The following is a 25,018-nucleotide window of genomic DNA, read 5'->3' on the forward strand; positions in this document are numbered from 1 at the left end:
CGCCGGGTCGTCGGCGGGGTCACCATGGGGCCATGGCCGAGGAGAATCAACCGCTTGCGGACCCCGATGGCTCGACCCAGGTCACGGCATCCGTGGCACGCCGCATCGAGCCCGGACGCGAACACGACTTCGTCGGCTGGACCGATGCGGGTATCGCACTGGCCCGGACGTTCCCCGGCTTCCTCGGCGGCGGATGGCTGCGCAACTCGCGGATCGACGACGAGTACTACATCGTCTACCGTTTCGCCGACGAGGCGTCGATGGACGACTGGGTGTCATCGCCGGTGCGCAAGGCGTGGCTCTCGCGCGGCGAAGGTGTCGCCGTCGAGTACGCCACGCACCGGCTCTCCGGTATCGAAGGCTGGTTCGAGCCGCAGCAGCACCTGACAAATGCGGTGAGGGTCCAGGGCGCTCCGCCGCCGCGCTGGAAACAGGCGATCACCATCTGGCTGGGGTTCTTCCCGTTGTCGCTGGCCATCAACCTGCTGGTGATCGGTCATCTCGACGGCGTACCGGTGGTGCTCAAGACGTTGATCGCGACGTTGATCAACACACCGCTCATGGTCTATCTGGTGCTGCCCTGGATCACCGCGCGACTGCACCGCTGGTTGTCCTGAGGGGCTCCGCTGCGGGACATCGCGACGCCGTCGCATCGCCGGTACCCGGCTCCCATAGGCTGGTGGGGCACACGCACGACACGGCGAAAGGACCCGGCATGTCCAGCGGATCAGAGTCGGCGATCTCCCGGGAGGAGGTCGCGCACCTGGCGCGACTGTCCCGGCTCGCGCTGACCGACACGGAGCTCGATCAGTACGCGCAGCAGCTCGATTCGATCCTGGCCCACGTCGCCCAGGTCGCCGAGGTGGCCGCCGACGACGTGCCCGGCACGGCGCACCCCGCCCAACTCGCCAACGTCCTGCGGCCGGATGTGCCCGCACCCTGCCTGACGACCGAGGAGGCGCTCTCCGGTGCCCCGGCCGTCGAGCAGGACCGATTCGCCGTCCCACAGATCCTGGGAGAAGAGCAGTGACCCCATCGACGCGTAGCACGAACGAGATCACCGGTCTCTCCGCGGCGGAGCTGGCGGGCAAGATCGGGGCCGGCGAGCTCTCCTCGGTCGAGGTCACCCAGGCGCATCTGGACCGGATCGCCGAGATCGACAGCGAGTTGGGTGCGTTCCTGCACGTCAGTGGCGCCGAGGCGCTGGTGGCTGCGAAGGCCGCCGACGACGCGATCGCCGCGGGTGAGTCGCCATCGGCCCTGGCCGGCGTCCCGATCGCCCTGAAGGATGTGTTCACCACCACCGACGCGCCCACGACATGTGGTTCGAAGATCCTCGAGGGGTGGGTGCCACCCTATGACGCCGCGGTCACCGAGCGACTGCGGGCCGCGGGGATCCCGATTCTCGGCAAGACCAACATGGACGAGTTCGCGATGGGCAGTTCCACCGAGAACTCCGCGTATCAGGTGACCCGCAATCCCTGGGACACCACCAGGATCCCCGGCGGCTCGGGCGGCGGTAGCGCCGCCGCGCTCGCCTCCTATCAGGCACCGCTGGCCATCGGCACCGACACGGGCGGGTCGATCCGGCAGCCCGCCGCGGTCACCGCGACGGTCGGTGTGAAACCCACCTACGGCACGGTGTCGCGCTACGGACTCGTCGCGTGTGCGTCCTCACTCGATCAGGGCGGGCCCTGCGGACGCACCGTGCTCGACACCGCACTGCTGCATTCGGTGATCGCCGGACACGACAAGCGGGACTCCACATCCATCGATGCGCCCGTGCCCGACGTCGTCGCGGCGGCGAAGTTCGGTGCGGAACAAGACCTCTCGGGTGTGCGAATCGGTGTCGTCACCGAATTGCAGGGTGAGGGCTATCAAGCAGGCGTGCTCGACTCGTTCCGGGCCGCGCTGCAGGTGCTCACCGACCGAGGCGCCGAGGTCGTCGAGGTGTCCTGCCCGCACTTCACCTATGCGCTGGGTGCCTACTACCTGATCCTGCCGTCCGAGGTCTCCTCGAACCTCGCTCGCTTCGACGCCATGCGCTACGGATTGCGGGTCGGCGATGACGGGACGCACAGCGCCGAAGAGGTCATGGCGCTGACCCGGGACGCGGGGTTCGGTCCGGAGGTCAAGCGGCGCATCATGATCGGTACCTACGCATTGTCGTCGGGCTATTACGACGCCTATTACGGTCAGGCGCAGAAGGTGCGTACGCTCATCGCGCGGGATTTCACCGCAGCCTTCGAGAAGGTCGACGTCCTGGTGTCGCCGACCACGCCGACGACTGCTTTCGCGTTGGGGGAGAAGGTCGACGACCCGCTGGCGATGTATCTCTTCGACCTGTGCACCCTGCCGGTGAACCTGGCCGGGATCGGCGCGATGTCGGTGCCGTCCGGACTGTCCGCCGACGACGGGATGCCGGTCGGGCTGCAGATCATGGCACCGGCGCTGGCCGACGACCGGCTCTACCGGGTGGGGGCCGCCTACGAGGCTGCACGCGGCCCGATCGGGTAGGCGTCGCGGCCGCCCGGTGATCAGGATCGCGCAGGTGGTGAGGACTGCTCGGGTCCATACCGGTGTCCCACACCGGCCGGACCGTCGAGGGAGACCAGCAGGTCGGCGCTGGTCTGAACGAAACCGGCCACCGGGAGCCAGGGTGGACGTCGCACCGGGCGACCGGTGATCAGGGTGCCTGCCGGCTGCTGAACAGGCCGCCACAGGACCGAGATCGACCATCTGGGTACCGGATCGGATGCGTTGGCGCGGATGACGCGCACCGAGCCGGGCCCCGGCCCGGCATCGACGGATCCGCCGGGCACACCGGTCAGCAGGGTTTCGGTGACCGCGCCGGGGCGATGGATCGCTGCCCACACCCGGGCGTCCTCCGCGCCGATCGCGCCGAGGCTCTGCCCGTAGACGATGATCTCCGGACGCGCTCCGGTGGGACGCGCCCGGGTGCGATCGATGACCTCACGGAGTACGGCGGTGGCGCTGCGACCAGCCGCGGAGCGATCGCCGACAAACGCCCGCCAGGACGGCTGATCGCCGTATTGCAGTGCGAGGACCGCGACGTCGCCGTCGAACCGATCGACGAATCCGGACACCGCCCCCGCATCGACCCACCCGGACCCGGTCGGCACGGCGATGACCACGGCGCGCCGGTCGAGACCGCCCGCGGACACCCAGCGTGACGCGAGGGCGTGACTGCGTTGCGCGAGCGGCGCATCCTCGACGCCGCTGTAGATCACCGTTGCCGGTGCGCGGGGCGCGGGCTGTGCGCCGTCGGCCTGAGCGGCGGGCAGGTAGCCCGCCAGGGTCGCGGTGACGGTCGCCGTGATCAGTGCGGTGACGCGTGGCAGGTAGACGACCGCGGCGAACAGGATCGACGCGGGCACAACGGAAACCGCGAACCACTCGGCCCCGACGGCAGGAGCGCCGAGATCGCCGCGCAACGCGTTCTGCCACGCCAGACTCAGCACGCCCGCGCAGACGACGATGCCGGCGGCGACCGCGGCCGACGCGACTCGTGTCGGCGGTCGCGCCGACCGCCGGCGTGCGACGACCAGCCCGAGGACTGTCGCGATTGCGGTGCACACGGCGGTCACGGCCGCCGAGATCATGGCGTCGCGGGGAAGTCCGCTGGGCCAGAGTCCGATCACCGCCCCGACGGCGGCTCCGAGCGAGACGATCGGATGCGGGAGGGGCGACCCGGTTCTGCGGGGGTGACGCAGATCGCCGGCGGGCCGCGCGGTCTCGATGCTCATGAGGTCGCCCCCGATCGTCGGCCGGTCAGGTCCGCCCAGCCGCGGCCGACGCCGGACGAGACGATCTCGATGGGGGATTCGGCGGGAGTCGGTGCCCCGTCGAACTGCCGCCAGGTGTTCACACGCAGACCCACCTCGGCGAGCGCGGCGGCCGCGTCGCAGATCGGCGAACTGCAGGAGGCATGCATCCGCTGGATGAGCATCCGGTCGAGGCGAAGCCGCGCCCACCCGCCCAGTGGGTGGCCGTCCCGGGACGCGAATCTCAGCACGTCGTAGCCGAAGTCGTGGGTCCGGCACAGATCGTCGAATCGCCGTGGTAGCGCGATCGGCGACGAGCAGTCGCCGGTCGGATCGACCGGATAGCCGCCGGCCAGACGCGGTCGATAGCCGAGCTGGGTGCTGAATGACTTTGGCAGGGAATGGAATACGCTCTCCGGGTGGGGACCGGTGAGCTCCCACACCACCCGGCCTGCGGGCGTCGCGAGGTCGTCGGGGGTGGCCTCGGTGGATGCGTCCACCGCGTCGGGCGTCGCGGTGTGTCCACCCGATTGTGCTGTGGACACACCGAATCCGACGCTGAGTGTGGTGGCGGTCGCGACCAGTGACGCCGCGATCGCCATGGCCGTCCGGTGCCTTCTGGATGGATGCTGAGGTCTCATGACGATGACGCTAGGAACCCGCACCGCCACACCACATCGCACGAGATGGTGAAGGGTCGATCATCTCGTGGGTCGGCCTCTCGCACTCACCTGGCTCCGCGGGGTGAGTGCGGAATCCCCCGGAAGTATGACGACGGGGGAGGGCCCGGCGACCTACGGTGGGTAGTCGAGGTGATGAAGATGTTTCGACGAATACGCTCGGCGGCCGGCGCGGCCGGCTCTGCGGCGATCCGTGGCGTGACCGAACTGCCGGCCGCCCAGGACCCTGCCGTGCAGCGCTACTTCCGGTCGCGGGCCAACTGGTTCTTCCTCGCGGTCGCCGCGATCATGTATTCGATCGCCTGGCCGACGTTGTCGCTGACCCATGTGCTGCCGACGTATGCCTTGCCGGTGGTAGCCGCGTTCGCGGCGTTCCCGATCGCGTTGGCGTGGTCGGCCCCGGTGATCGGTTGGGCCATCTCGGTCGTCTCGGCACAGCTGATCGGGATCATCGTGCCGACCGTGCCCGGGTGGCCGTGGACGATCCAGGTCACGCACCTGATCGAGCTGCTGGTTCTCACCTTCTTCGCCTACCTCCGGTGCGGCCTCCGCTGGATTCCGGTGGTGTGGGTCAGCACCTCGATCGTCCTGGCGATCGCCGCACCCGCCGACGCGCGTGGCGGGTGGGTGTTCGGACTGACGTTCCTCGCGGTCGTGGTTGCCCTGCTGAGGTTCCTCCTCCGGTCGCGTCGACAGCTCGCCGAGAGCACCGAGCAGACTCAGCTCATCGAGTCGCAGAAGGCGATCCTGCAGGAGCGCACTCGCATCGCCCGCGATCTACACGATGTTGTGGCACACAGGATGTCGGTCGTGGTGGTGATGGCGCAGACCGCGCGCTACCGTCTCGACGACGTGAGCGAGGAGGCCGCCGCCGAGTTCGAGGCGATCGCGGTGTCGGCACGTGCCTCTCTCGATGAGGTCCGGCAGATGCTCGGTGTGCTGCGGACCGACGGTGACGTCGCGGCGGCACCCAATCCAGGTCTGGGCGACATCGGCACGCTGGTGATGCAGACGCGGATGACCGGCGCCGTCGTCGGATTGTCGGACTCCGTGTCACATCAGGCCATCGGCGACGCATCGGGTCTGGTGATCTACCGCATCGTCCAGGAGAGCCTGGCCAACGCGACCCGGCACGCACCGGGTGCGCAGATCGAGATCTCTCTCACGCCCCACGCCGAGGGGGGCACCGAGGTCGAGGTCCGGAACTCGGCGCCGACGGTTGAACCCGTACAGATGGCCGGCCCGGGCAGCGGGATCCCGGGCATGCGCGAACGGGCCGCCGCGGTCGGGGGCACGGTGATCACCGGCCCCACTGCCGACGGTGGATTCGTCGTCCGTGCGCTCATTCCCCGGCAGGGGCACGCCGCCACCGTCACGACAGACCCCACCGTCGCGACAGACCCCACCGTCACGACAGACCCGGCCGCCGCCGATTCGGGCGCCCGCGCCGGCGGTTAGGCTCGGCCCGTGGCTGTGACGGTGGTCGTCGTCGACGACCAGGCGATGGTGCGTCAGGGATTCTCGGCGCTGCTCGGTGCCCAATCCGACATCTCGGTGCTCGGCGATGCCGCGGATGGCGTCGCGGCGGTGGAACTCTGTGCGCGCGTACGCCCGGACGTGGTCCTCATGGACGTGCGGATGCCACGCAAGGACGGTCTCCGGGCGGCCGATGAGATCCTGCGTGCGGCGTCGGGCACAGGCGACGCGGCGACCAGGGTGCTGATGCTGACCACCTTCGACATCGACGACTACGTGTACGAGGCGCTGCGGATCGGCGCCTCCGGATTCCTGCTGAAGGACGCGCCGGCCGACGAGCTGGTGCGCGCCGTGCGCGTGGTCGCCGCGGGCGAGGCGTTGCTGGCGCCGTCGATCACCCGGCGGCTCATCGCCGAGGTGACGTCGCGGCGCGCCCGGGCACCGCGGACGTCTGCGGTGGATGTGCTCACACCCCGGGAACGCGAGGTCCTCGATCTGGTGGCCGACGGCAAGTCGAACTCCGAGATCGCGACCGAGCTGTTCGTCTCCGAGCAGACGGTCAAGACGCACGTCAGCAGCGTTCTGGGAAAACTCGGTCTGCGCGATCGGGCGCAGGCGGTGGTCTTCGCGTACGAGAACGGTCTCAAGTAGGGCCAGAACTGGTATCGCCGCGACGGTCCGCTGATGCGGCGACAATCCGGCAGATGATCGTCGCGCCCACTAGATTGAGTGGCGTACGCGTCACGGTCGCTCGGCAGGGAGGTCCCACGGCAATGGCCAAGAGGTTCGGCATTCTCACCAGCGGAGGCGATTGCCCCGGTTTGAACGCGGTGATCCGCGGGGCGGTGCTCAAAGGTGAAACCGTCTACGGGCATGAGTTCGTCGGCTTCAAAGACGGCTGGTACGGCCTCGTATACGGCGACATCATGGAGCTGAACCGCACGACGGTGCGCGGCCTGTCGCACGAGGGCGGAACCATTCTCGGGACCAGTCGGTTCGGGCCGTACCAGGAGCCCGACGGCGGCCCGGAGAACATCAAGAAGGTGCTCAAGAACCTCGGTATCGACGGTGTCATCGCGATCGGCGGCGAGGGCACCGCGTCGGCATCCAAGCGCCTGTTCGAGGATGGCATCAACATCGTCGGCGTGCCCAAGACCATCGACAACGACATCGATGCCACGGACTACACGTTCGGTTTCAACACGGCGGTGGAGATCGCGACCGAGGCGATCGACCGGCTGCGCACCACCGGGAACTCGCACCGACGATGCATGGTGCTCGAGGTGATGGGGCGCCACGCCGGTTGGATCGCACTGCATTCGGGGATCGCCGGTGGCGCGCACGCAATCCTGATCCCGGAGCAGCCCGAGAGCCTCAATCAGATCTGTGCCTGGGTCACGAGCGTCAAGAGTCGCGGCCGTTCCCCGATGGTGGTCGTCGCCGAGGGCTTCAAGCTCCCCGACATGGAGCAGGCCTACTCGGACAAGGGACTGGACGGATTCAACCGCCCGCGGCTCGGCGGCATCGGTGAGGTTCTCGCGCCGCTGATCCAGGACCGCACCGGCATCGAGACCCGGTCCACCGTCCTCGGCCACATCCAGCGTGGCGGCGTGCCCACCGCCTTCGATCGGGTGCTCGCCACCCGGTTCGGCATGGCCATCTCCGATGTCGTCGCCGACAAGGACTGGGGCAAGATGGTGGCCCTGCGTGGCACGGACATCGTGCGGACGACGTTCGACCAGGCTCTCGCGAATCCGAAGCAGGTCCCCTCGGAGCAGTATCAGGAGATCCGGGTCATCTTCGGTTGAGTCAGATCGTGCCGGGCGGATATGTCGCCGGATAGGTCACCGGGGGCTGCGCGACCGGTTCACGCGGGATGACCAGCCAGAGCACCAGATACAGAAGTACCTGGGGGCCGGGCAACAGGATCGACGCCACGAAGAGCACGCGGATGAGAGTGGCGTCCCAGCCGAATCGGGTGGCGATACCGCCGCAGACGCCACCGAGCCAGGCGTCATCGCGGGAGCGCATCAGTCGGGTGGTCGCGGGAGTGGTTGTGGTCATCGGTGATCCTTTCTCACACCATCGACGCTACGCAGCCCGGTGCCCTCGGGCATCGGGGTTCACCCTGACGCCGACCCGGGTTTCCGGGGCCGGGTCCACCGGCCCGTGCGGCCGGTGAAACCGTGGAGCAATAAGATGGCTGACATGACTGCCGCTGCCACCGAACTGCTCGACTACGACCAGGTCATCGCGGATTTCGATCCGGTCATGGGTCTCGAGGTCCACGTCGAGCTCGGCACCGAGACAAAGATGTTCTGCGGATGCCCGACCGCGTTCGGTGCCGACCCGAACACCCAGGTGTGTCCGGTCTGCATCGGACTGCCGGGATCGTTGCCGGTGGTCAACGGGAAGGCGATCGAGTCGGCGATCCGGATCGGGCTGGCGCTGAACTGCTCGATCCGTCCGTCCAGCGTGTTCGCCCGGAAGAACTATTTCTATCCGGACCAGCCGAAGAACTATCAGATCTCCCAGTACGACGAGCCGATCGCATTCGACGGATATCTCGAGGTGCTGCTGCCTGACGGCACGCCGTGGCGGGTGGAGATCGAGCGGGCCCACATGGAGGAGGACACCGGCAAGTCGCTGCACATCGGCGGCTCGGGTCGTATCCACGGTGCGAGTCACTCGTTGCTGGACTACAACCGCGCAGGCGTCCCGCTGGTGGAGATCGTGACCAAGCCGATCGTCGGTGCCGGCGAGCGTGCACCGGAGGTGGCGCGCGCCTACGTCACGGCGCTGCGGGATCTGCTCAAGGCGCTCGGGGTCTCCGACGTCCGGATGGACCAGGGTTCGCTGCGCTGCGACGCCAACGTCTCGTTGATGCGCAAGGACGCGACCGAGTTCGGCACCCGGACCGAGACGAAGAACGTGAACTCGCTGAAGAGCGTCGAGATCGCGGTGCGCTACGAGATGCGTCGCCAGGCCGCGATCCTCGAGGCCGGCGGCGAGATCGTGCAGGAGACCCGCCACTTCCATGAGGAAGACGGGTCGACCTCGCCAGGTCGCCGCAAGGAGACCGCCGAGGACTACCGGTATTTTCCGGAGCCGGATCTGCCTCCGGTGCAACCGGATTCAGCGTGGATCGATGAGCTGGCGACCACCCTTCCGGAGATGCCATGGGTGCGCCGTGCGCGCATCCAGGAGGACTGGGGTGTCTCCGACGAGGTGATGCGCGACCTGGTCAACGTGGGCGCCGTGGACCTCATCATCGAGACCGTGGATGCCGGTGCGAGTCCGGAGGCCGCACGGGGCTGGTGGGTGTCGTTCCTGGCGCAGCAGGCCAACTCGCGCAGTGTCGAGCTGTCCGAGCTGCCGATCTCCCCGGCTCAGGTCGCGGCCATCGTCGGCCTCGTCGACGAGGGCAAGCTGACCACCAAACTCGCCCAGCAGGTCGCGGTCGCGGTCCTCGACGGCGAGGGTGAACCCGCGCAGATCGTCGCCGACCGCGGTCTCGAGGTGGTGCGCGACGACTCGGCCCTGCAGAAGGCCGTCGACGAGGCACTCGCCGCCAACCCCGATATCGCCGAGAAGATCCGTGGTGGGAAGGTGCAGGCGGCCGGCAAGATCGTCGGCGACGTCATGAAGGCGACCCGCGGGCAGGCCGATCCGGCGCGGGTGAAGGAGCTCGTGATCGCCGCCTGTCAGTGACGGTTCGACGTCACGCCGGGCCGGGAAGCATCGCGAGGACGTCCGTGTCGGCGCCCGCCGCGACCAATCGGGAACGCATCGTCGCGAGCCAGGTGTCCGCCCACGACTGATCGACCGACGCGAGGATGTCGTACTGCGCCTTCCACGACGCCCGGCTGAAGTCGGGAGATCCCGGCGGGTGCAATCGCCGTGACATGCGCTCCGAGACCGATTCGGCCACCCAGCGGAGGAACTCGTCAGGATCGGCGGTGCTCCGGTCGGACAGGATGCGGTCGCGTTCGCGTGCGGTGAGGTGCCATCCGTCGGGACCGCGAAGGCAGTAGGGCGTCGAGTCGCCGCGCACCGAGCCGAGCACCGGCAGGTCCTGCGGCAGGGCGCCGATCCGGTTCGCCAGATCGCCGATCCGCGTGCGCATCCTCTCGTCGAGGAGGGCGTCCGATCCGTCCGGGCCCGCAGGCGTTCCGGGCATCAGCTCACGGCGGGAAAGGACTGGCGCAGATAGCCCGCACACTTCAGCCAGCCGACGCTCAACGTGCCGTCCTGGTTGATGAACGTCACGCACTGCGGAAACGCGGAGTCGGGGAGATAGGACCGCACCACCTCGTACTGGACCCCGCCGCCGCGCTGCTGGAACCACGGGGCGATCCGGCCGGTGTCCACCGGGAGCGGCTTGATCACCTCGTACACGTGGTAGTTGCAGTACTGTTCCTGCCCTTGGGGGCCGGAGAGATTCGACGGCGGTAGCGAGCGCGCGGCGTATTTCGTGCCGGGGACGGAGAGGAAGTTGCCGCCCTCGCCGCCGTAGCGATCCATGCGGGTCCCGGCCCTCAGCGTCGCCTTGTGTTTGATCGGCTTGTCGTCACGGTCGAGGACATAGCCTTGTTGCGGCGGGTAGATCCACCAGTTCGAATTGATGTCGTCGTAGTACGTCTCGTCGAACTCGTACTTGTTCATCGACGGTCCGAACCGTTGGTACCCGGCCAGTTGTGAGCCGGTCGGCGGCTGCGTCGAGAAGGTCTGCGGTCCGTAGCGACTGACCCCGTCGTAGGAAGCGGCCGAGCAGCCCTGGGTGGTCGGTCCGCCGAGCGATCCGAGGTCGAGTGAGCTGAACGGATCGGGTGCAGCGGTCGCGGCCGCTCCGGACGAGAAGCAGATGGAGATGATGAACGCGAGGACGATGACGGGACTGCGACGATTCATGATCGCGCCTTTCGCACGAGGTGATCGCGGATGCGAGATGCAGGCACGATAACCGACTCACCGCCGCGGCGTGCACGTCTTCGTCAACGTCGAGCGTTCAGGTGACGCGGAACCCGCTGGGTGCGACACGGTCGGGTCGGTTCAGGTCCGGTCCTCGGACGACGACGGCGGCAGCCACTTCACCACGCGGTCGTCGGTGCTGACCGGTTTGCCGTACTCCTTGTTGACCGTGGCGAACTGCAGAATCCCGTTGTCCAGGGCGACCATTCGGCCCAGCGCGCCATACCGCTTCTCCAAGACCACCACCGGGGGTGTGACGGCAGGCTTCTCGCGAGTCGGCTCGGTGAGTGCCTCGATGTGCTGGGTTCGCGTGGTGGAGACGAAGATCGCCCCGGACGTCACCGCGCAGCCCGCGATCTGCGGCCGGTCGGGCCATGTCCACAGGACCTTGGGGCCGGACGATTCGAGGACCTGCACACGATCTTCGGTCGGTGTCTGCTCGGCGAAGTACAACGATCCCGTGGTGGTGCTGGGGCACAGCGAGACGTTGGAGCCGAGGCCGGACGCCAGGATGCGCGGCGGCGGGTTCGCGCCCGACCGGAACGACGTGACGACCATGATCTTGCCGGCCAGGGACGACGGACTCGCGGCGGCGGCAGGGTCGCCCGCATTACCGGTGGCCACCACCAGTTCGCCCGGCGTACGGAAGAACATCGCCCCCATGTTCCCGGTGGCGCCCTTGGGGATTCCCACCAGGATCGGCTTCGGGACGTCGCCGGGTGCGAGTCGCACGATCCGGTTGTCGGACGGCGTGGTGATCAGTGCGTAGATCAACCGGTCCTGGGAGTAGGTGGGGGAGAACGCGAAGTCGATCAGCCCGCCGTCGCCGGAGCTGTCGACCGGTGCGGTCGCCAGCACACGTTGTGGTCCATAGCGTTTGGTGGTGAGGATCCTGCCGGTGGTGCGCTCGGCGACCACCGTGACGTCGCCCTGGTCGTCGCCGGGCATCACCGCGGCGGTGGAGGCCAGGCAGGTCGCGATCACGGCGGGGTCCGGGTCCACGCACGGTCCGGGCGGTGGTGGTACCGGAGGCTCGGTGGGAGACGGTCGTGGCTGTTCCTTCTTGGCCGCGGATTCGTTGTTGGCGCTGAAGGCGCCGGCATCCTTGGCGCGGTCCTGGTCGGTGAAGTCGGCGCAACCATTGAGCACGACGAGCACAGCGAGGACGGCCGCCACGATCCCCAGACGCGAGCCCGGTGTCCGGTTCCCCCGTGCCAACCGCTCCCGGTTGGGCGTTGTCGTCGGCCACCCCTTGCGCATGCCACCCAGAGTAGGTGATCGATTCCGACTCACCGCGTGCTGCACGAGCGACCCGGCGGCAACTGCGCCTACAGTCGGACGTGTGACCGAACGTGACATGGCTGCAGGCAGCGGTTCCAGTCCGTACGACGAGCCGACCGGCGAGATCGACCTGGGCGAGGCGGCGCCGATGCGCCGCCGCCGGGTCGCCGCCGACGACGATCGTGACTCGTTCTATGCACGGCATGCAAGTGGTGGCCGGTCGATGTCGCGTGTCGACGACCTCGACGACATCGACCCGGATGAGGTGGACACCCAGGCGATCCCGGCACGGACCACCGCGCCGCCGCCTTCCGCCGCGCCGGCGCCTGCCGCACCCGCACCCGCACCCGCGGCCGCCCCGGCCGAGACGGCACCCGTCGCCGACTCCGACGACGAGATCGACCGGGCCGAGGCTCCGACCCGGCGTTTCTCGGCGTCACCGGCCGCGGCCACCCCCGCGCCCGCGGAGGATCTGCAGACCGACGACTTCACCGCGCTGCCGCCGACCCGCGCCGCCGACTACGAGTACGCCGACGCCGACGTCGTCGACCGGTACGAGACCCCACCCCCTGCGGATGATCGCCTCCGGTCCGTCGAAGAGGATCTCGCCGACGCGCAGCGGCGGGCTCGGCGCGGCACGCTCGACATCGGGCTGCTCCTGCTGCGTTGTGCGGTGGGTGCCATCGCCATCGCCCACGGAACCCAGAAACTCTTCGGGTGGTGGAACGGTCCGCGGTTGTCCGGATTCGAGGACATGCTGGTCAACGCGCCCAACCCGGCCATCGGGTTCCAGGCAGACGCCGCCCGACCACTCGCGATTCTCGGCGCATTGTCCGAGACCCTCGGTGGACTGATGTTGGTCGTGGGGCTGTTCACCCCGTTGGCCGCGTCGGCGGTGGTGGGTGTGATGCTGGTCGCAGCCGCCTACAAGGCGACGCTGGCGGGTGGGGTGTGGTTCTTCGCCGCAGACCCCAACGGTGCCGGCCTCGAGTACGAACTGCTCCTCGTGATGTGCGCCGCCGCGATCATCCTGACCGGACCGGGGCGGATCTCGCTCGATGCCCCGCGTGGGTGGTCCCGACGGCCGTCCTGGGGTTCGCTCGCGCTGCTACTGGTGGGGATCGGTGCCGCGGTCGCGGTGTGGCTGGTGTTCAACGGCACCGATCCGTTCCAGTCGCCGGGGAATCCGGCGGGCTGACCGACTCTGCGGCGTCAGTCGACCTGCCGAACGGCTCCACGGTCGGCGGAGGTGGCCAGCTTCGCGTAGGCGCGCAGCGCGGTGGTGACCATACGCTGACGGTCCTTGGGCTGCCACGGCCGCTCGGAGGCCTCCATCTTGGCGCGACGTTCGGCCAGCACATCGTCGTCGACGAGCACCTCGAGGCGACGGGTCTTGACGTCGATGAGGATCGGGTCCCCGTCCTCGACCAGACCGATCGCACCGCCCGAGGCGGCCTCCGGTGACATGTGACCCACCGAGAGACCCGACGATCCACCGGAGAACCGGCCGTCGGTGATGAGCGCACACTTGCGGCCCATCCCGGTGCCCTTCATGAAGGCGGTCGGGTGCAGCATCTCCTGCATGCCCGGACCGCCGGCCGGACCCTCGTACCGGACGACGAGGACCTCGCCGGCCTGGATGGTCTTGGACAGGATGACCTGCACCGCGTCTTCCTGGCTCTCGACGACGCGTGCCGGGCCCTCGAAATGCCACAGGTCCTCGTCGATGCCTGCGGTCTTGAGCACGGCGCCGTCGGGGGCGAGGTTGCCACGCAGCACGCACAATCCGCCCTCGACGGTGTAGGCGTGGGCGAGGTCGCGGATGCAACCGCCGGCGGCGTCGGTGTCCAGCGAACTCCACCGGTTGTCGGTGGAGAACGGGGTGGTGGTGCGCACGCCGCCCGGCGCGGCGTGGAACAGCTCGACGGCCGCATCGATGGCGGTGCCGCTGCGGATGTCCCAGTCGTCGAGAAACTGCGCCAGGGTGGGGCTGTGCACGGTCGAGGTCGTGACGTCGATGAGGCCGGCGCGACGCAACTCACCGAGGATGGCGGGGATGCCACCGGCGCGATGCACGTCCTCCATGTGGTAGTCCGAGTTGGGCGACACCTTCGACAGGCACGGCACATTGCGGCTGATCTCGTCGATCACCGACAGGTCGAAGTCGGCGACCTCGCCTTCCTGTGCGGCGGCCAGGATGTGCAGGACGGTGTTGGTCGATCCGCCCATCGCGACGTCGAGTGCCATGGCGTTGCGGAACGCGGTCGGGGTGGCGATGTTGCGGGGCAGGACGGAGGCGTCGTCGTCGCGGTACCAGCGCTGGGCCGCCTCGACGACCACGCGGCCGGCGCGCTCGAACAACGCGTGGCGCGCCTCGTGGGTGGCCAGGGTGGAACCGTTGCCGGGCAACGCGAGTCCCAGGGCCTCGGTCAGACAGTTCATCGAGTTGGCGGTGAACATGCCCGAACAGGAGCCGCAGGTCGGGCAGGCCGAGCGTTCGACCTCGGAGAGCCCTTCCTCGTCGACCTCGCTGTTGGCCGAGGCGGAGATGGCGGTGATCAGGTCCGACGACGGGTGCGCGACGCCGTCGACCACGACCGCCTTGCCGGCCTCCATCGGGCCACCGGAGACGAACACCGTGGGGATGTTCAGGCGCATCGCGGCGTTGAGCATGCCGGGAGTGATCTTGTCGCAGTTGGAGATACAGACGAGGGCGTCCGCGGTGTGGGCGTTGACCATGTATTCGACGGAGTCGGCGATGATCTCGCGACTCGGCAGTGAGTACAGCATGCCGCCGTGACCCATCGCGATGCCGTCGTCGACGGCGATCGTGTGGAACTCGCGCGGCACACCACCGGCAGCCCGGACGGCATCGGCGACGATCTCGCCGACATCCTTGAGGTGCACGTGGCCGGGCACGAACTGGGTGTAGGAGTTCGCGATCGCCACGATCGGCTTGCCGAAGTCGTCGTCGGTCATCCCGGTCGCCCGCCAGAGCGATCGGGCGCCGGCGGCTTCGCGTCCGACGGTGGTGGTTCGGGACCTCAGGGCTGGCATCGCGATGTACCTCGATCAGATCAGTGACTCCGCGGGGCGGAGTGGCGGTGGGGGCTGTGCTGTCAACGTCGTTCGCCGGGTGGATTATTCGCCCGGGGATGAGCGTTGGGTCGCCGATGACACCGATCAGGTGCGTCGGCACCGCGCGAGCACGAGGCTACTCCGCTGTGATCTGCGTGAACAAACTCAGATACCCAGCACGGCTTTGGCGATCGAGAAGTAGATGATGAGCCCCGTCGCGTCGCAGAAGGTGGAGATGAACGGGGTGGAGAACACTGCGGGATCCACGCCGATGGACTTGGCGATCAACGGCATGATGCCGCCGACGGTGGCGGCCATGATGCAGATCGCAAGAATCGTCGTGCCGATCACAGTGCCGATGTCGGTGTCGTAGACCGTCGATGCGACCGCGAAACCGGCGAGTCCGAGGATCGCGCCGAGCGTGACGCCCACTCGCATCTCCTTGCCCGCGACACGGAGGACGTCTCGGGGAGCGACGTCGTCCACGGCGAGCGCGCGGGTGACGGTGGTGGCGGCCTGCGATCCGGTGTTGCCGCCGATGCCCGTCAGCAGGGGTATGAACAGGGCGAGAGCGACCATTTGGTCGAGAGTGCTCTCGAAGATCTCCAACACATTGACCGTGAGTATCGCCGATACAGCGAGGACGAACAGCCAGACGATGCGCGCGCGGGTGATCGCGATGATCGACGACAGCAGGTAGGGCTGCTTGAGGGGTTCGCGTGCACCCGCGCGAGCTTCGTCGGTGTCGCGGGCCTGCTCGATCACCTCGACCGCGTCGTCGATGGTCAACACTCCGACCAGTCGGTTGTCGCGGTCGGTGACCGGCATGGCCAGAATGCCCCGATCGACGCAGCGCTGCGCGGTGCTCTCGGCATCGTCGTCCGCGCCGGCGTAGATGGGTGTCTTCGCGATGGCGCCCACCAACGTGTGGGCGTCGGCAAGGAGTAGGTCCCGCAAGCTGACCACCCCATGTAACCCGCGCGCACGGTCGATGACGGGCACCGTGTAGATGGTCTCGGCGTCATGTCCCCGGAGTCGGACACGATCGAGCGCATCGGAGACCGTCTCGTCGGGATACGCGTGGACATACTCCGGACTCATTCGACGTCCGACCGATTGTCTCGGATATCCCAGGATGACTCCGGTCATCTCGCGCTCCGTGGTCGACAGTTGCTGCACCAGGCTGCGGGCGACAGATGCGGGGAGTTCGTCCAGCAGTTCGGCGCGGTCGTCGGGGTCGAGGTTGTCGAATGCCTCGGCGACGTCCGCGGTGCCCAGGTCCGCTATCAGCTCGCTCTGGGAGTGCGCGCTCAGGGCATCGAAGACGCCTATCGCGGCGCTTTTGGCGAGGAGGCGAAAAGCGATACCCCGACGCTTGCGCGGGAGGTGGTCGAGTACGTCTGCGATGTCTGCCGGCGGCATGGCCGTCAGCGTGGCCGACACCTCAGCGAGCGAACCGCCGGTGATCTGGGCGTCGATTTCCTGGGCGGACACAGGTGCGATCATTCGCCGAACAGTAATCCCGCAGACCTGTCCGGGATCGGCGAGGACGACCCCGGGCGGCGTTGGTCACCGAGAGTTCATCACGTGTTCTCGTGGCTGCGGGCGTACGTCTCGTACGGATCGGGAATTCTCCCGCGACTGGCCGCCGACAGCCGGGGCAGATCGGCGAAGGTGATGGCCGGGAGGCGCACACGCGCACCGTTGACGAGCACCGCACGGACTGATCCCCAGCGCGGGAACTGCACCCCGTCGACCTCGTCCCACGCGATCTCGCGGGTACCGAAGGTATGGACCGCGCGCAGTCCGTCCTCGGTGACGACCGTCCGGATCCGCACGATCCACCAAGCGAGCACAATGGGCAGGACCAGGGTCCACCCCAGCCAGACCAGTGAGGCGCCGGCGAGGATCACCGTCACGATGAACATCATCGGGACTGCGAAATAGGCGATCCGCTGGATGCGGAACACCTGCGGGAGCTCGAGCGCCGGCGTGGAATCGGGGGAGGCGGGGGATGGCGTTGACACAGTCCCATTGTCTCATCCCGCGGAACACGCCGATCTCGCCGATCCACCTGTGCTTTCTCAGCATGTGGGACGCGAATAGGTGCGGTTTGACTCTTGACGTGCGGCGGTCCTACCGTGAAGGCGTGATGCAGGATCAGAACCTCGTAGTAATCGGCCGGCGCGTCGTCGCCTGACCGGTCACTTCGTAGACCTCCAGCATCGACGCGCCACCCTCGAACAGCCCAGCTGTCGGGGGTTTTTTCTTGTCAACAATCCGAAATCGAAGAAGATGAGGAACGTGCAGTGAGCGCACCAACAGCACGAGCCGCCGGGAGCCCAGCGAATGGTTCCCCGGACCCGACCGACGCGACGCGTCAACAGTCACCCGCCGGCGGGAATCTGCGGGCCGTAGGCCAGCACACCGTCGCGCCCGAGCGCGTCAGCGGCGCGCAGTCGGTGGTCCGTTCTCTCGAGGAACTCGGTGTAGAGGTCGTCTTCGGTATCCCCGGCGGATGCATCCTCCCGGTCTATGACCCGCTGCTCGACTCCCAGAAGGTCCGCCACGTCCTCGTGCGCCACGAGCAGGGTGCGGGTCACGCCGCCACCGGCTACGCCCAGATCGCCGGTCACGCCGGTGTCTGCATGGCCACATCGGGTCCGGGTGCCACCAACCTGGTCACCCCTCTCGCCGACGCCCAGATGGACTCCGTTCCCGTCGTCGCGATCACCGGACAGGTCGGTCGGTCCCTCATCGGCACCGACGCCTTCCAGGAGGCCGACATCTCCGGCATCACGATTCCGGTGACCAAGCACAACTTCTTGGTGAGCGACCCCGCCGACATCCCGCGCGTGATCGCCGAGGCGTTCCACATCGCGGAAAGCGGCCGTCCGGGTGCGGTTCTCGTCGACATCCCGAAGGATGTGCTGCAGGCGCAGACCACGTTCTCGTGGCCGCCGCAGATCGATCTGCCGGGGTACCGGCCGGTGACCAAGCCGCACGGCAAGCAGGTCCGGGAGGCGGCCCGTCTGATCGAGGCGGCCAAGGCTCCGGTGCTGTACGTCGGCGGTGGCGTCATCAAGGCGAACGCGTCGGCCGAGCTGATGGAACTCGCCGAACTGACCGGACTCCCGGTGGTCACCACCCTGATGGCACGCGGGGCCTTCCCCGACAGTCATCAGCAGCATCTGGGCATGCCCGGTATGCACGGGACCGTCGCGGCGGTCGCGGCGCTGCAGCGCAGCGATCTGCTGGTCACACTGGGCGCACGTTTCGACGACCGCGTCACCGGCCAGCTGTCGTCGTTCGCGCAGAACGCCAAGGTCATCCACGCGGACATCGACCCAGCGGAGATCGGCAAGAACCGCCACGCCGACGTGCCGATCGTCGGTGACTGCAAGGCGGTCATCACCGATCTGATCGAGACGATCCGCAACGAGCGTGCGACCACCACCGCTGCGCCGGACCTGTCGGAATGGTGGCGCTACCTCGACGGTATCCGTCGTACCTACCCGCTGAGCTACGACCGCCCCGCCGACGGTTCCATGTCGCCGGAGTTCGTCATCTCGGCCATCGGCAAGGCCGCCGGACCGGATGCCGTGTACTGCGCGGGTGTCGGTCAGCACCAGATGTGGGCCGCTCAGTTCATCTCGTACGAGAAGCCCCGGACGTGGCTCAACTCGGGCGGTCTCGGCACCATGGGCTACGCCGTCCCGGCCGCGATGGGTGCCAAGATGGCCTCGCCGGAGACCGAGGTCTGGGCCATCGACGGTGATGGTTGCTTCCAGATGACCAATCAGGAGTTGGCGACCTGCGCGATCGAGGGCATCCCGATCAAGGTCGCGCTGATCAACAACGGCAACCTGGGGATGGTGCGTCAGTGGCAGACGCTGTTCTACGACCAGCGTTACTCCAGCACCGACCTGGCCACGCACTCGCGGAGGATCCCGGACTTCGTCAAGCTCGCAGAAGCGTTGGGATGCGCGGCATTCCGCGTCGAGCGTGAGGAAGACGTCGACGAGGTCATCGCCAAGGCCCGCGCGATCAACGATCGCCCGGTGGTCGTCGACTTCATCGTCGGCGCCGACGCGCAGGTGTGGCCGATGGTCGCGGCCGGCACCGGCAACGACGAGATCATGGCCGCCCGTGACATCCGCCCCCTGTTCGACGACGACGAGTCGGCGTCGGATCCGGTGGACATCCACGAGGCGATGGGACGCCCGGACAAGGCGTTCCCGTCGGGGTCCGCACGAAAGGACGACAAGTGAGCACCACCCACACCCTCAGTGTTCTGGTCGAGGACCGGCCGGGCGTGCTCGCCCGCATCTCCGGCCTCTTCTCCCGTCGTGGGTTCAACATCGAATCCCTCGCGGTCGGACCCACCGAGCTGAAGGGCATCTCGCGGATGACGATCATGGTCGCCGTCGACGACTTCCCCCTCGAGCAGGTCACCAAACAGCTCAACAAGCTGATCAACGTCATCAAGATCGTCGAGCAGGATCCGGCGAACTCGGTGTCCCGCGAATTGATGATGGTCAAGGTCCGCTCCGACGCATCGGTGCGCACCGAGGTCATCGAGGTGGTCAACCTGTTCCGCGCCAAGGTGATCGACGTCTCCCCGGAGTCGTTGACCGTCGAGGCGACGGGTACCGCCGAGAAGCTCGAGGCGCTGCTGCGGATGCTCGATCCGTACGGTATCCGCGAGATCGCCCAGTCGGGAGCGGTCACGCTGGGGCGTGGCCCGAAGAGCATGTCGGCCAACCGCTGACACACGGCGCAAGCCGCACATACGAAGTACACCGGCCCTCAAGACATCAGAAGCCTTTGAGGGACAACAGAAATCGAAGGGAAACCAACTGTGGCGATCGAACTGTTCTACGACGACGACGCCGATCTGTCGATCATCCAGGGTCGCAAGGTCGCGGTGATCGGCTACGGCAGCCAGGGACATGCGCACTCGCTGTCGCTGCGCGACTCCGGGGTCGACGTCGCGGTCGGTCTGCGCGAGGGCAGCAAGTCGCGTGAGAAGGCCGCCGAGCAGGGCCTGAAGGTGCTCTCGGCCGCCGAGGCCGCCGAGTGGGCCGACGTCATCATGATCCTGGCGCCGGACACCAGCCAGGCCAAGATCTTCACCGACGAGATCGAGCCGAACCTGAAGGACGGCGACGCCATCTTCTTCGGACACGGCCTCAACATCCACTTCGACCTGATCAAGCCGGCCGCCAACATCACCGTCGGCATGGTGGCGCCGAAGGGTCCCGGACACCTCGTCCGTCGTCAGTTCGTGGACGGTAAGGGCGTGCCCTGCCTGATCGCGATCGACCAGGACCCCAAGGGCGAGGGCCAGGCCCTGGCGCTGTCCTACGCCAGCGCCATCGGCGGCGGTCGCGCGGGAATCATCAAGACCACCTTCAAGGAAGAGACCGAGACCGACCTCTTCGGCGAGCAGGCAGTGCTCTGCGGTGGCACCGAGGAACTGGTAAAGACCGGCTTCGAGGTCATGGTCGAGGCCGGTTACGCCCCGGAGATGGCCTACTTCGAGGTGCTGCACGAGCTCAAGCTCATCGTCGACCTGATGTACGAGGGCGGCATCGCGCGCATGAACTACTCGGTCAGCGACACCGCGGAGTTCGGCGGCTACCTGTCCGGCCCGCGTGTCATCGACTCCGACACCAAGGAGCGCATGCGCGGCATCCTCCGTGACATCCAGGACGGCACCTTCGTCAAGCGTCTCGTCGCCAACGTCGAGGGCGGCAACAAGGAACTCGAGGATCTGCGCAAGAAGAACGCCGAGCACCCGATCGAGGTCACCGGCAAGAAGCTGCGCGACCTGATGAGCTGGGTGGATCGCCCCATCACCGAGACTGCGTAAGCGCCTCTCACCGAACACGCTGTAGCCGTTGTCGCCGTGGCGACGACGGCTACAGCTTTGTCCGCAGCAGCTGAACGAAGCCCGCTCACGCCACCGATCGTCCGATGTCAACGCGTAGATCCGGGCTTCCGTGGCGTCGGTCGACGATGACGAACGAGGCCCCGGGACCGATGTCCCGGGGCCTCGTTCAGCTCATACCGATCAGATCGGGCGGAACCCGCCGTACTGCGGCAGCGAGCCGACGCGCTTGAGCACCGGCGCGATGTTGGTACCGGTCTCCGGGCCGAGGCACGCGAGGAAGTAGTAGGCGTTGACCATGCCGACGAGGCGGTCTCCCACGACGACCGGGCTACCCGAGTCGCCCTCGATCACGCAGAGCTGACTGAAGTGGGCGTTGCCGTCCGAGAACCAGCTGATCCCGCAGGTGTTGCCGGTGGTCCGGCCCTCCTTGCAGGCCACGGTCGGGAAGGCCAGCGGGCGGGTGTCGACCGAGCGGATGGTGACGCCGCGGACCGTGCGCAACGGAACGACCTTCGCCGGGTTGAACTCGATGACGGCGATGTCGAGGTCGCTCGCCGAGTAGGTGATGGTGCCGGCCTGACCCCGGTTCTGGAACGTCTCGGAGTAGACCTTCTGGCCGGGCTTGCCGCAGTGTCCGGCGGTGATCCCGATCAGCTTGCCGGTGTTGGACTTACCGATGGTGGTCAGGGTGCACGCCGCGGCCGAGTTGCCGCCCTTGAGCACCAGAATCCCGGAGCCGCCACCGATGTAGATCTTCGCCGGTGCAGCGTCTACGGAGCCCGCCCCCCAGCCGGCCAGCACGGTTGCAGCCAGAACCGCCAACAGTGCTGTCAGCTTCCTCATCATCCAAACTCCACTCGTCGACGCACAGGACTCTTCGGCCCCGAGCGTCCTGACTCGGGGCCAAGCACACCGTACCGGTCGGTTGCCGCGCCGTGCGGTGCGCGGAATCGTCCCGGGGTCGGTTTGCAACCTATCCGTAATGCCGATCACAATCTACCTGCATCCCGTCACCGCCCGAGCTGACCTGTGCCGCCCGGCTGTCAACCGGGGAACCGGCGACCACTAAGCTGTTCGCGGAAGTCGTCGCGGTCGCCGGAGCGTGTCGCGGTGCCCTCCGAATCCATTTACTTGGCCCCCGACCATGGAGAATATTGTGACCTCAGCTGGCCGTCCGGTCGTTCTGATCGCCGACAAACTGGCACCCTCGACCGTCGAGGCCCTGGGAGACGACGTCGAGGTGCGCTGGGTCGACGGCCCGGATCGCCCCAAGCTGCTCGAGGCAGTCGCCGACGCCGACGCCATCCTGGTCCGGTCGGCCACGACCGTCGACACCGAGGTGCTCGAGGCGGGCCCGAAGCTGAAGATCATCGCGCGTGCCGGCGTCGGCCTCGACAATGTCGACGTACCCGCGGCGACCCAGCGTGGCGTCATGGTGGTCAACGCGCCGACGTCCAACATCCACACCGCCGCCGAACATGCCGTCGCCCTGCTGATGTCGGCGGCGCGTCAGATCCCGGCCGCCGACGCGACCCTGCGCGAGCACACCTGGAAGCGGTCGTCCTTCAACGGTGTCGAGATCTTCGACAAGACCGTCGGTGTCGTCGGACTGGGTCGGATCGGCCAGCTCGTGGCGGCGCGACTGGCGGCCTTCGAGACATCCATCATCGCCTACGACCCCTACGTGTCCCCGGCTCGCGCGGCGCAGCTCGGCATCGAACTGGTCACTCTCGACGAACTGCTCGAGCGTGCCGACTTCATCACGGTGCACCTCCCGAAGACCCCGGAGACCCTGGGCCTGATCGGCAAGGATCAGCTGGCCCGCACCAAGCAGGGCGTGGTGATCGTCAACGCGGCGCGCGGTGGGCTGATCGACGAGCAGGCACTGGCCGATTCGATCAACGCGGGTCATGTCCGGGCAGCCGGGCTCGACGTCTACGCCACCGAGCCGTGCACCGACTCGCCTCTGTTCGAGCTCCCACAGGTGGTCGTGACGCCGCACCTCGGTGCGTCGACCAGCGAGGCCCAGGACCGGGCGGGAACCGATGTCGCGAAGAGCGTGCGGCTCGCCCTCGCCGGTCACTTCGTGCCGGACGCGGTCAACATCACCGGCGGCGCGGTCGACGAGGAGGTCGCACCGTGGCTCGAGGTCGCCCGCAAACTCGGCGTCCTGGTCGGCGCGATCAGTGACGAGCCGCCGACATCCCTCGTCGTCGACGTCCGGGGCGAGCTCGCCGCCAACAATGTCGAGGTGCTCGGCCTGTCGGCCCTTCGTGGACTGTTCTCGGCCGTCCTCGACGAACCCGTCACCTTTGTGAACGCCCCCGCCGTCGCGGCCGATCGTGGCGTGACGAGCGAGGTGACCACTGCACCGGAGAGCCCCAATCACCGCAGTGTGGTGGACGTGAAGGCCGTGTTCGCCGACGGATCGGTGCACAACGTCGCGGGCACCCTCACCGAACCCCGACTCGTCGAGAAGATCGTCAACATCAACGGTCGCAACTTCGACCTCCGCGCCGAGGGGCAGAACCTCCTGGTCAGCTACGCCGATCAGCCGGGTTCGCTGGGCAAGATCGGCACACTGCTGGGCAATGCCGGCATCGACATCAAGGCGGCCGGTCTGTCGCAGGATGCCGAGGGTGGCGGCGCGACCGTGATGCTCCGCGTCAGCGGCAAGCTCGGTGACGACGTCATCGCCTCCATCGGTGAGGCCGTCGGCGCGACCCTGATCGAACAGGTGGACCTGTCATGAAGCTCGCCATCATCGCCGGCGACGGCATCGGCCCCGAGGTCATCGGGGAGGCGCTCGGAGTTCTCGAGGCCGTCGTCCCGAATGTCTCGACCACGGAGTTCGACCTCGGCGCCCGTCGGTACCACCGCAACGGGGAACTGCTGACCGAGGACGACCTCGCGTCGCTCCGCCAACATGACGCGATCCTGCTGGGTGCGATCGGCGATCCGTCGGTGCCCTCGGGTGTGCTCGAACGCGGGTTGCTGCTGACCATGCGCTTCGCGCTCGACCATCACGTCAATCTCCGGCCGTCGCGCAAGTTGGCCGGCGTCACGTCGCCGCTGGCCGGCGACCCCGACATCGACTTCGTGGTGGTCCGTGAGGGCACCGAGGGTCCGTACACCGGCAACGGCGGGGCCATCCGGGTCGGCACGCCGCACGAGGTCGCGACCGAGGTGAGCGTGAACACCCGCTTCGGTGTGGAGCGCGTGGTGCGCAACGCGTTTGATCGCGCGCGGGCGCGACGCAAGAAGCTCACCCTCGTCCACAAGACCAACGTGCTGACCTTCGCCGGGTCGATGTGGAGCCGCACGGTCGCCGAGGTGGGTGCCGAGTACCCCGACGTCACCACCGACTACTGCCACGTGGACGCCGCCACCATCTACCTGGTCACCGACCCGGGACGGTTCGACGTCATCGTCACCGACAATCTGTTCGGCGACATCATCACCGACATCGCGGCCGCGGTCACGGGTGGTATCGGTCTGGCGGCATCGGGCAACATCGATGCGACCGGGGCGAATCCGTCGATGTTCGAACCCGTCCACGGCAGCGCTCCCGACATCGCGGGTCAGGGCAAGGCCGATCCCACCGCGGCGATCCTGTCCACCGCGCTGCTGCTCGACCATCTCGGCGAGACCGACGCCGCGGAACGTGTGGAGAAGGCGGTCGCCGACGATGTCGCCGAGCGTGGTTCGGAGACGCTGAGCACTTCCGAGATCGGCCGGCGCATCCGCGAGCGGGTCTGACAGATCGGGTCTGACAGAACGGGTCTGACGAAAACGAACCCCGCCCGGATCATCCGGGCGGGGTTCGTCGTCATCTCGTCGAGGCGTGCACG

Annotated in this window: 23 protein-coding genes; 13 read left to right on the forward strand and 10 right to left on the reverse strand. The window is 67.8% G+C overall.

Annotation, left to right across the window (positions count from 1 at the left end; genetic code table 11):
• Positions 1–32 precede the first annotated feature (32 nt).
• The 3 genes from D7316_RS26835 to gatA all read left to right on the forward strand — a co-directional run bounded on the left by D7316_RS26835 (position 33) and on the right by gatA (position 2,517).
• The gene (locus D7316_RS26835; RefSeq protein ID WP_124710967.1) at positions 33–617 is read left to right on the forward strand and encodes an antibiotic biosynthesis monooxygenase; all 585 of its coding nucleotides are present in this window, start codon (positions 33–35) and stop codon (positions 615–617) included.
• A 98-nt stretch (positions 618–715) separates the two neighbouring features.
• On the forward strand, positions 716–1,030 hold the full coding sequence (gene gatC / locus D7316_RS26840; RefSeq protein ID WP_124710968.1) for an Asp-tRNA(Asn)/Glu-tRNA(Gln) amidotransferase subunit GatC: 315 nt from the start codon (positions 716–718) through the stop codon (positions 1,028–1,030).
• Entirely contained in the window at positions 1,027–2,517 is a 1,491-nt protein-coding gene (gene gatA, locus D7316_RS26845; protein ID WP_124710969.1) for an Asp-tRNA(Asn)/Glu-tRNA(Gln) amidotransferase subunit GatA, read from the forward strand. Before gatC ends, gatA begins: the two co-directional genes overlap by 4 nt.
• Positions 2,518–2,537: 20 nt before the next feature.
• Here the strand turns inward: gatA and D7316_RS26850 are convergent, their stop codons facing one another.
• A complete protein-coding gene (locus D7316_RS26850) occupies positions 2,538–3,767 on the reverse strand; it encodes an alpha/beta-hydrolase family protein (protein WP_124710970.1) in 1,230 nt (409 codons plus the stop codon).
• A complete protein-coding gene (locus D7316_RS26855) occupies positions 3,764–4,426 on the reverse strand; it encodes a hypothetical protein (RefSeq protein WP_124710971.1) in 663 nt (220 codons plus the stop codon). The genes D7316_RS26850 and D7316_RS26855 overlap by 4 nt, the downstream gene beginning before the upstream one ends.
• Before the next feature lie 180 nt (positions 4,427–4,606).
• On the opposite strand from D7316_RS26855, the gene D7316_RS26860 reads away from it, so the two are divergent.
• From D7316_RS26860 to D7316_RS26870, 3 genes are all read left to right on the forward strand, one after another.
• The gene (locus tag D7316_RS26860; RefSeq protein WP_124710972.1) at positions 4,607–5,923 is read left to right on the forward strand and encodes a sensor histidine kinase; all 1,317 of its coding nucleotides are present in this window, start codon (positions 4,607–4,609) and stop codon (positions 5,921–5,923) included.
• Positions 5,924–5,932: 9 nt separating this feature from the next.
• Positions 5,933–6,592 (forward strand): response regulator, encoded by a 660-nt coding sequence (locus tag D7316_RS26865; protein ID WP_124710973.1) that lies wholly within the window; start codon positions 5,933–5,935, stop codon positions 6,590–6,592.
• Positions 6,593–6,714: 122 nt separating this feature from the next.
• Complete coding sequence (locus tag D7316_RS26870) at positions 6,715–7,749, forward strand: 6-phosphofructokinase (RefSeq protein WP_124710974.1); 1,035 nt, start codon at positions 6,715–6,717, stop codon at positions 7,747–7,749.
• Position 7,750: 1 nt separating this feature from the next.
• Here D7316_RS26870 and D7316_RS26875 read toward each other — a convergent pair whose 3' ends face one another.
• A complete protein-coding gene (locus D7316_RS26875; protein WP_124710975.1) occupies positions 7,751–8,005 on the reverse strand; it encodes a PspC domain-containing protein in 255 nt (84 codons plus the stop codon).
• A 144-nt stretch (positions 8,006–8,149) separates the two neighbouring features.
• Here D7316_RS26875 and gatB point away from each other — a divergent pair, with 144 nt between their 5' ends.
• Positions 8,150–9,652, forward strand: coding sequence for an Asp-tRNA(Asn)/Glu-tRNA(Gln) amidotransferase subunit GatB (gene gatB, locus D7316_RS26880; RefSeq protein ID WP_124711608.1), 1,503 nt, complete (start codon positions 8,150–8,152; stop codon positions 9,650–9,652).
• Positions 9,653–9,662: 10 nt separating this feature from the next.
• Here the strand turns inward: gatB and D7316_RS26885 are convergent, their stop codons facing one another.
• From D7316_RS26885 to D7316_RS26895, 3 genes are all read right to left on the reverse strand, one after another.
• The gene (locus tag D7316_RS26885; RefSeq protein WP_124710976.1) at positions 9,663–10,121 is read right to left on the reverse strand and encodes an Imm63 family immunity protein; all 459 of its coding nucleotides are present in this window, start codon (positions 10,119–10,121) and stop codon (positions 9,663–9,665) included.
• Positions 10,121–10,852 (reverse strand): TNT domain-containing protein, encoded by a 732-nt coding sequence (locus D7316_RS26890; RefSeq protein ID WP_124710977.1) that lies wholly within the window; start codon positions 10,850–10,852, stop codon positions 10,121–10,123. The genes D7316_RS26885 and D7316_RS26890 overlap by 1 nt, the downstream gene beginning before the upstream one ends.
• Positions 10,853–10,993: 141 nt before the next feature.
• Positions 10,994–12,091 carry a PQQ-dependent sugar dehydrogenase gene (locus D7316_RS26895; protein WP_124711609.1) on the reverse strand — a complete coding sequence of 366 codons (1,098 nt, stop codon included), beginning with the start codon at positions 12,089–12,091 and terminating at the stop codon, positions 10,994–10,996.
• Positions 12,092–12,254: 163 nt separating this feature from the next.
• On the opposite strand from D7316_RS26895, the gene D7316_RS26900 reads away from it, so the two are divergent.
• Positions 12,255–13,391, forward strand: a complete 1,137-nt coding sequence (locus D7316_RS26900) for a DoxX family protein (RefSeq protein ID WP_124710978.1) — start codon at positions 12,255–12,257, stop codon at positions 13,389–13,391.
• A 14-nt stretch (positions 13,392–13,405) separates the two neighbouring features.
• Here D7316_RS26900 and ilvD read toward each other — a convergent pair whose 3' ends face one another.
• The 3 genes from ilvD to D7316_RS26915 form a co-directional block, all read right to left on the reverse strand.
• Complete coding sequence (ilvD, locus tag D7316_RS26905) at positions 13,406–15,250, reverse strand: dihydroxy-acid dehydratase (RefSeq protein ID WP_124710979.1); 1,845 nt, start codon at positions 15,248–15,250, stop codon at positions 13,406–13,408.
• Positions 15,251–15,436: 186 nt separating this feature from the next.
• Entirely contained in the window at positions 15,437–16,777 is a 1,341-nt protein-coding gene (gene mgtE / locus D7316_RS26910; RefSeq protein WP_124710980.1) for a magnesium transporter, read from the reverse strand.
• Between the two features lie 77 nt (positions 16,778–16,854).
• Positions 16,855–17,298, reverse strand: a complete 444-nt coding sequence (locus D7316_RS26915) for a PH domain-containing protein (protein WP_232017102.1) — start codon at positions 17,296–17,298, stop codon at positions 16,855–16,857.
• A gap of 282 nt (positions 17,299–17,580) precedes the next feature.
• Here D7316_RS26915 and D7316_RS26920 point away from each other — a divergent pair, with 282 nt between their 5' ends.
• The 3 genes from D7316_RS26920 (at position 17,581) to ilvC (ending at position 21,146) form a co-directional block, all read left to right on the forward strand.
• On the forward strand, positions 17,581–19,542 hold the full coding sequence (locus D7316_RS26920; RefSeq protein ID WP_197718312.1) for an acetolactate synthase large subunit: 1,962 nt from the start codon (positions 17,581–17,583) through the stop codon (positions 19,540–19,542).
• Positions 19,539–20,042, forward strand: coding sequence for an acetolactate synthase small subunit (gene ilvN, locus D7316_RS26925; protein WP_124710982.1), 504 nt, complete (start codon positions 19,539–19,541; stop codon positions 20,040–20,042). Before D7316_RS26920 ends, ilvN begins: the two co-directional genes overlap by 4 nt.
• A 90-nt stretch (positions 20,043–20,132) precedes the next feature.
• Positions 20,133–21,146, forward strand: a complete 1,014-nt coding sequence (gene ilvC / locus D7316_RS26930; RefSeq protein WP_124710983.1) for a ketol-acid reductoisomerase — start codon at positions 20,133–20,135, stop codon at positions 21,144–21,146.
• Between the two features lie 201 nt (positions 21,147–21,347).
• On the opposite strand, the gene D7316_RS26935 is transcribed toward ilvC, so the two are convergent.
• Complete coding sequence (locus tag D7316_RS26935; protein ID WP_124710984.1) at positions 21,348–22,013, reverse strand: chymotrypsin family serine protease; 666 nt, start codon at positions 22,011–22,013, stop codon at positions 21,348–21,350.
• 310 nt (positions 22,014–22,323) lie between these two features.
• Between D7316_RS26935 and serA the strand changes: the two genes are divergently transcribed.
• Positions 22,324–23,919 carry a phosphoglycerate dehydrogenase gene (gene serA / locus D7316_RS26940; protein WP_124710985.1) on the forward strand — a complete coding sequence of 532 codons (1,596 nt, stop codon included), beginning with the start codon at positions 22,324–22,326 and terminating at the stop codon, positions 23,917–23,919.
• Positions 23,916–24,926 (forward strand): 3-isopropylmalate dehydrogenase, encoded by a 1,011-nt coding sequence (locus D7316_RS26945; protein ID WP_124710986.1) that lies wholly within the window; start codon positions 23,916–23,918, stop codon positions 24,924–24,926. The genes serA and D7316_RS26945 overlap by 4 nt, the downstream gene beginning before the upstream one ends.
• The last annotated feature ends 92 nt before the right edge of the window (positions 24,927–25,018 follow it).

The organism is Gordonia insulae (genome assembly GCF_003855095.1).
Lineage (GTDB): Bacteria > Actinomycetota > Actinomycetes > Mycobacteriales > Mycobacteriaceae > Gordonia > Gordonia insulae.

Excerpts from the sequence above, each read along its gene's own strand:
- D7316_RS26835 (WP_124710967.1), top strand. The coding sequence starts at position 33 with ATGGCCGAGGAGAATCAACCGCTTGCGGACCCCGATGGCTCGACCCAG.
- gatC (WP_124710968.1), top strand. The coding sequence starts at position 716 with ATGTCCAGCGGATCAGAGTCGGCGATCTCCCGGGAGGAGGTCGCGCAC.
- D7316_RS26850 (WP_124710970.1), bottom strand. The coding sequence starts at position 3,767 with ATGAGCATCGAGACCGCGCGGCCCGCCGGCGATCTGCGTCACCCCCGC.
- D7316_RS26855 (WP_124710971.1), bottom strand. The coding sequence starts at position 4,426 with ATGAGACCTCAGCATCCATCCAGAAGGCACCGGACGGCCATGGCGATC.
- D7316_RS26860 (WP_124710972.1), top strand. The coding sequence starts at position 4,607 with ATGTTTCGACGAATACGCTCGGCGGCCGGCGCGGCCGGCTCTGCGGCG.
- D7316_RS26870 (WP_124710974.1), top strand. The coding sequence starts at position 6,715 with ATGGCCAAGAGGTTCGGCATTCTCACCAGCGGAGGCGATTGCCCCGGT.
- D7316_RS26875 (WP_124710975.1), bottom strand. The coding sequence starts at position 8,005 with ATGACCACAACCACTCCCGCGACCACCCGACTGATGCGCTCCCGCGAT.
- gatB (WP_124711608.1), top strand. The coding sequence starts at position 8,150 with ATGACTGCCGCTGCCACCGAACTGCTCGACTACGACCAGGTCATCGCG.
- D7316_RS26885 (WP_124710976.1), bottom strand. The coding sequence starts at position 10,121 with ATGCCCGGAACGCCTGCGGGCCCGGACGGATCGGACGCCCTCCTCGAC.
- D7316_RS26890 (WP_124710977.1), bottom strand. The coding sequence starts at position 10,852 with ATGAATCGTCGCAGTCCCGTCATCGTCCTCGCGTTCATCATCTCCATC.
- ilvD (WP_124710979.1), bottom strand. The coding sequence starts at position 15,250 with ATGCCAGCCCTGAGGTCCCGAACCACCACCGTCGGACGCGAAGCCGCC.
- mgtE (WP_124710980.1), bottom strand. The coding sequence starts at position 16,777 with ATGATCGCACCTGTGTCCGCCCAGGAAATCGACGCCCAGATCACCGGC.
- D7316_RS26935 (WP_124710984.1), bottom strand. The coding sequence starts at position 22,013 with ATGATGAGGAAGCTGACAGCACTGTTGGCGGTTCTGGCTGCAACCGTG.
- D7316_RS26945 (WP_124710986.1), top strand. The coding sequence starts at position 23,916 with ATGAAGCTCGCCATCATCGCCGGCGACGGCATCGGCCCCGAGGTCATC.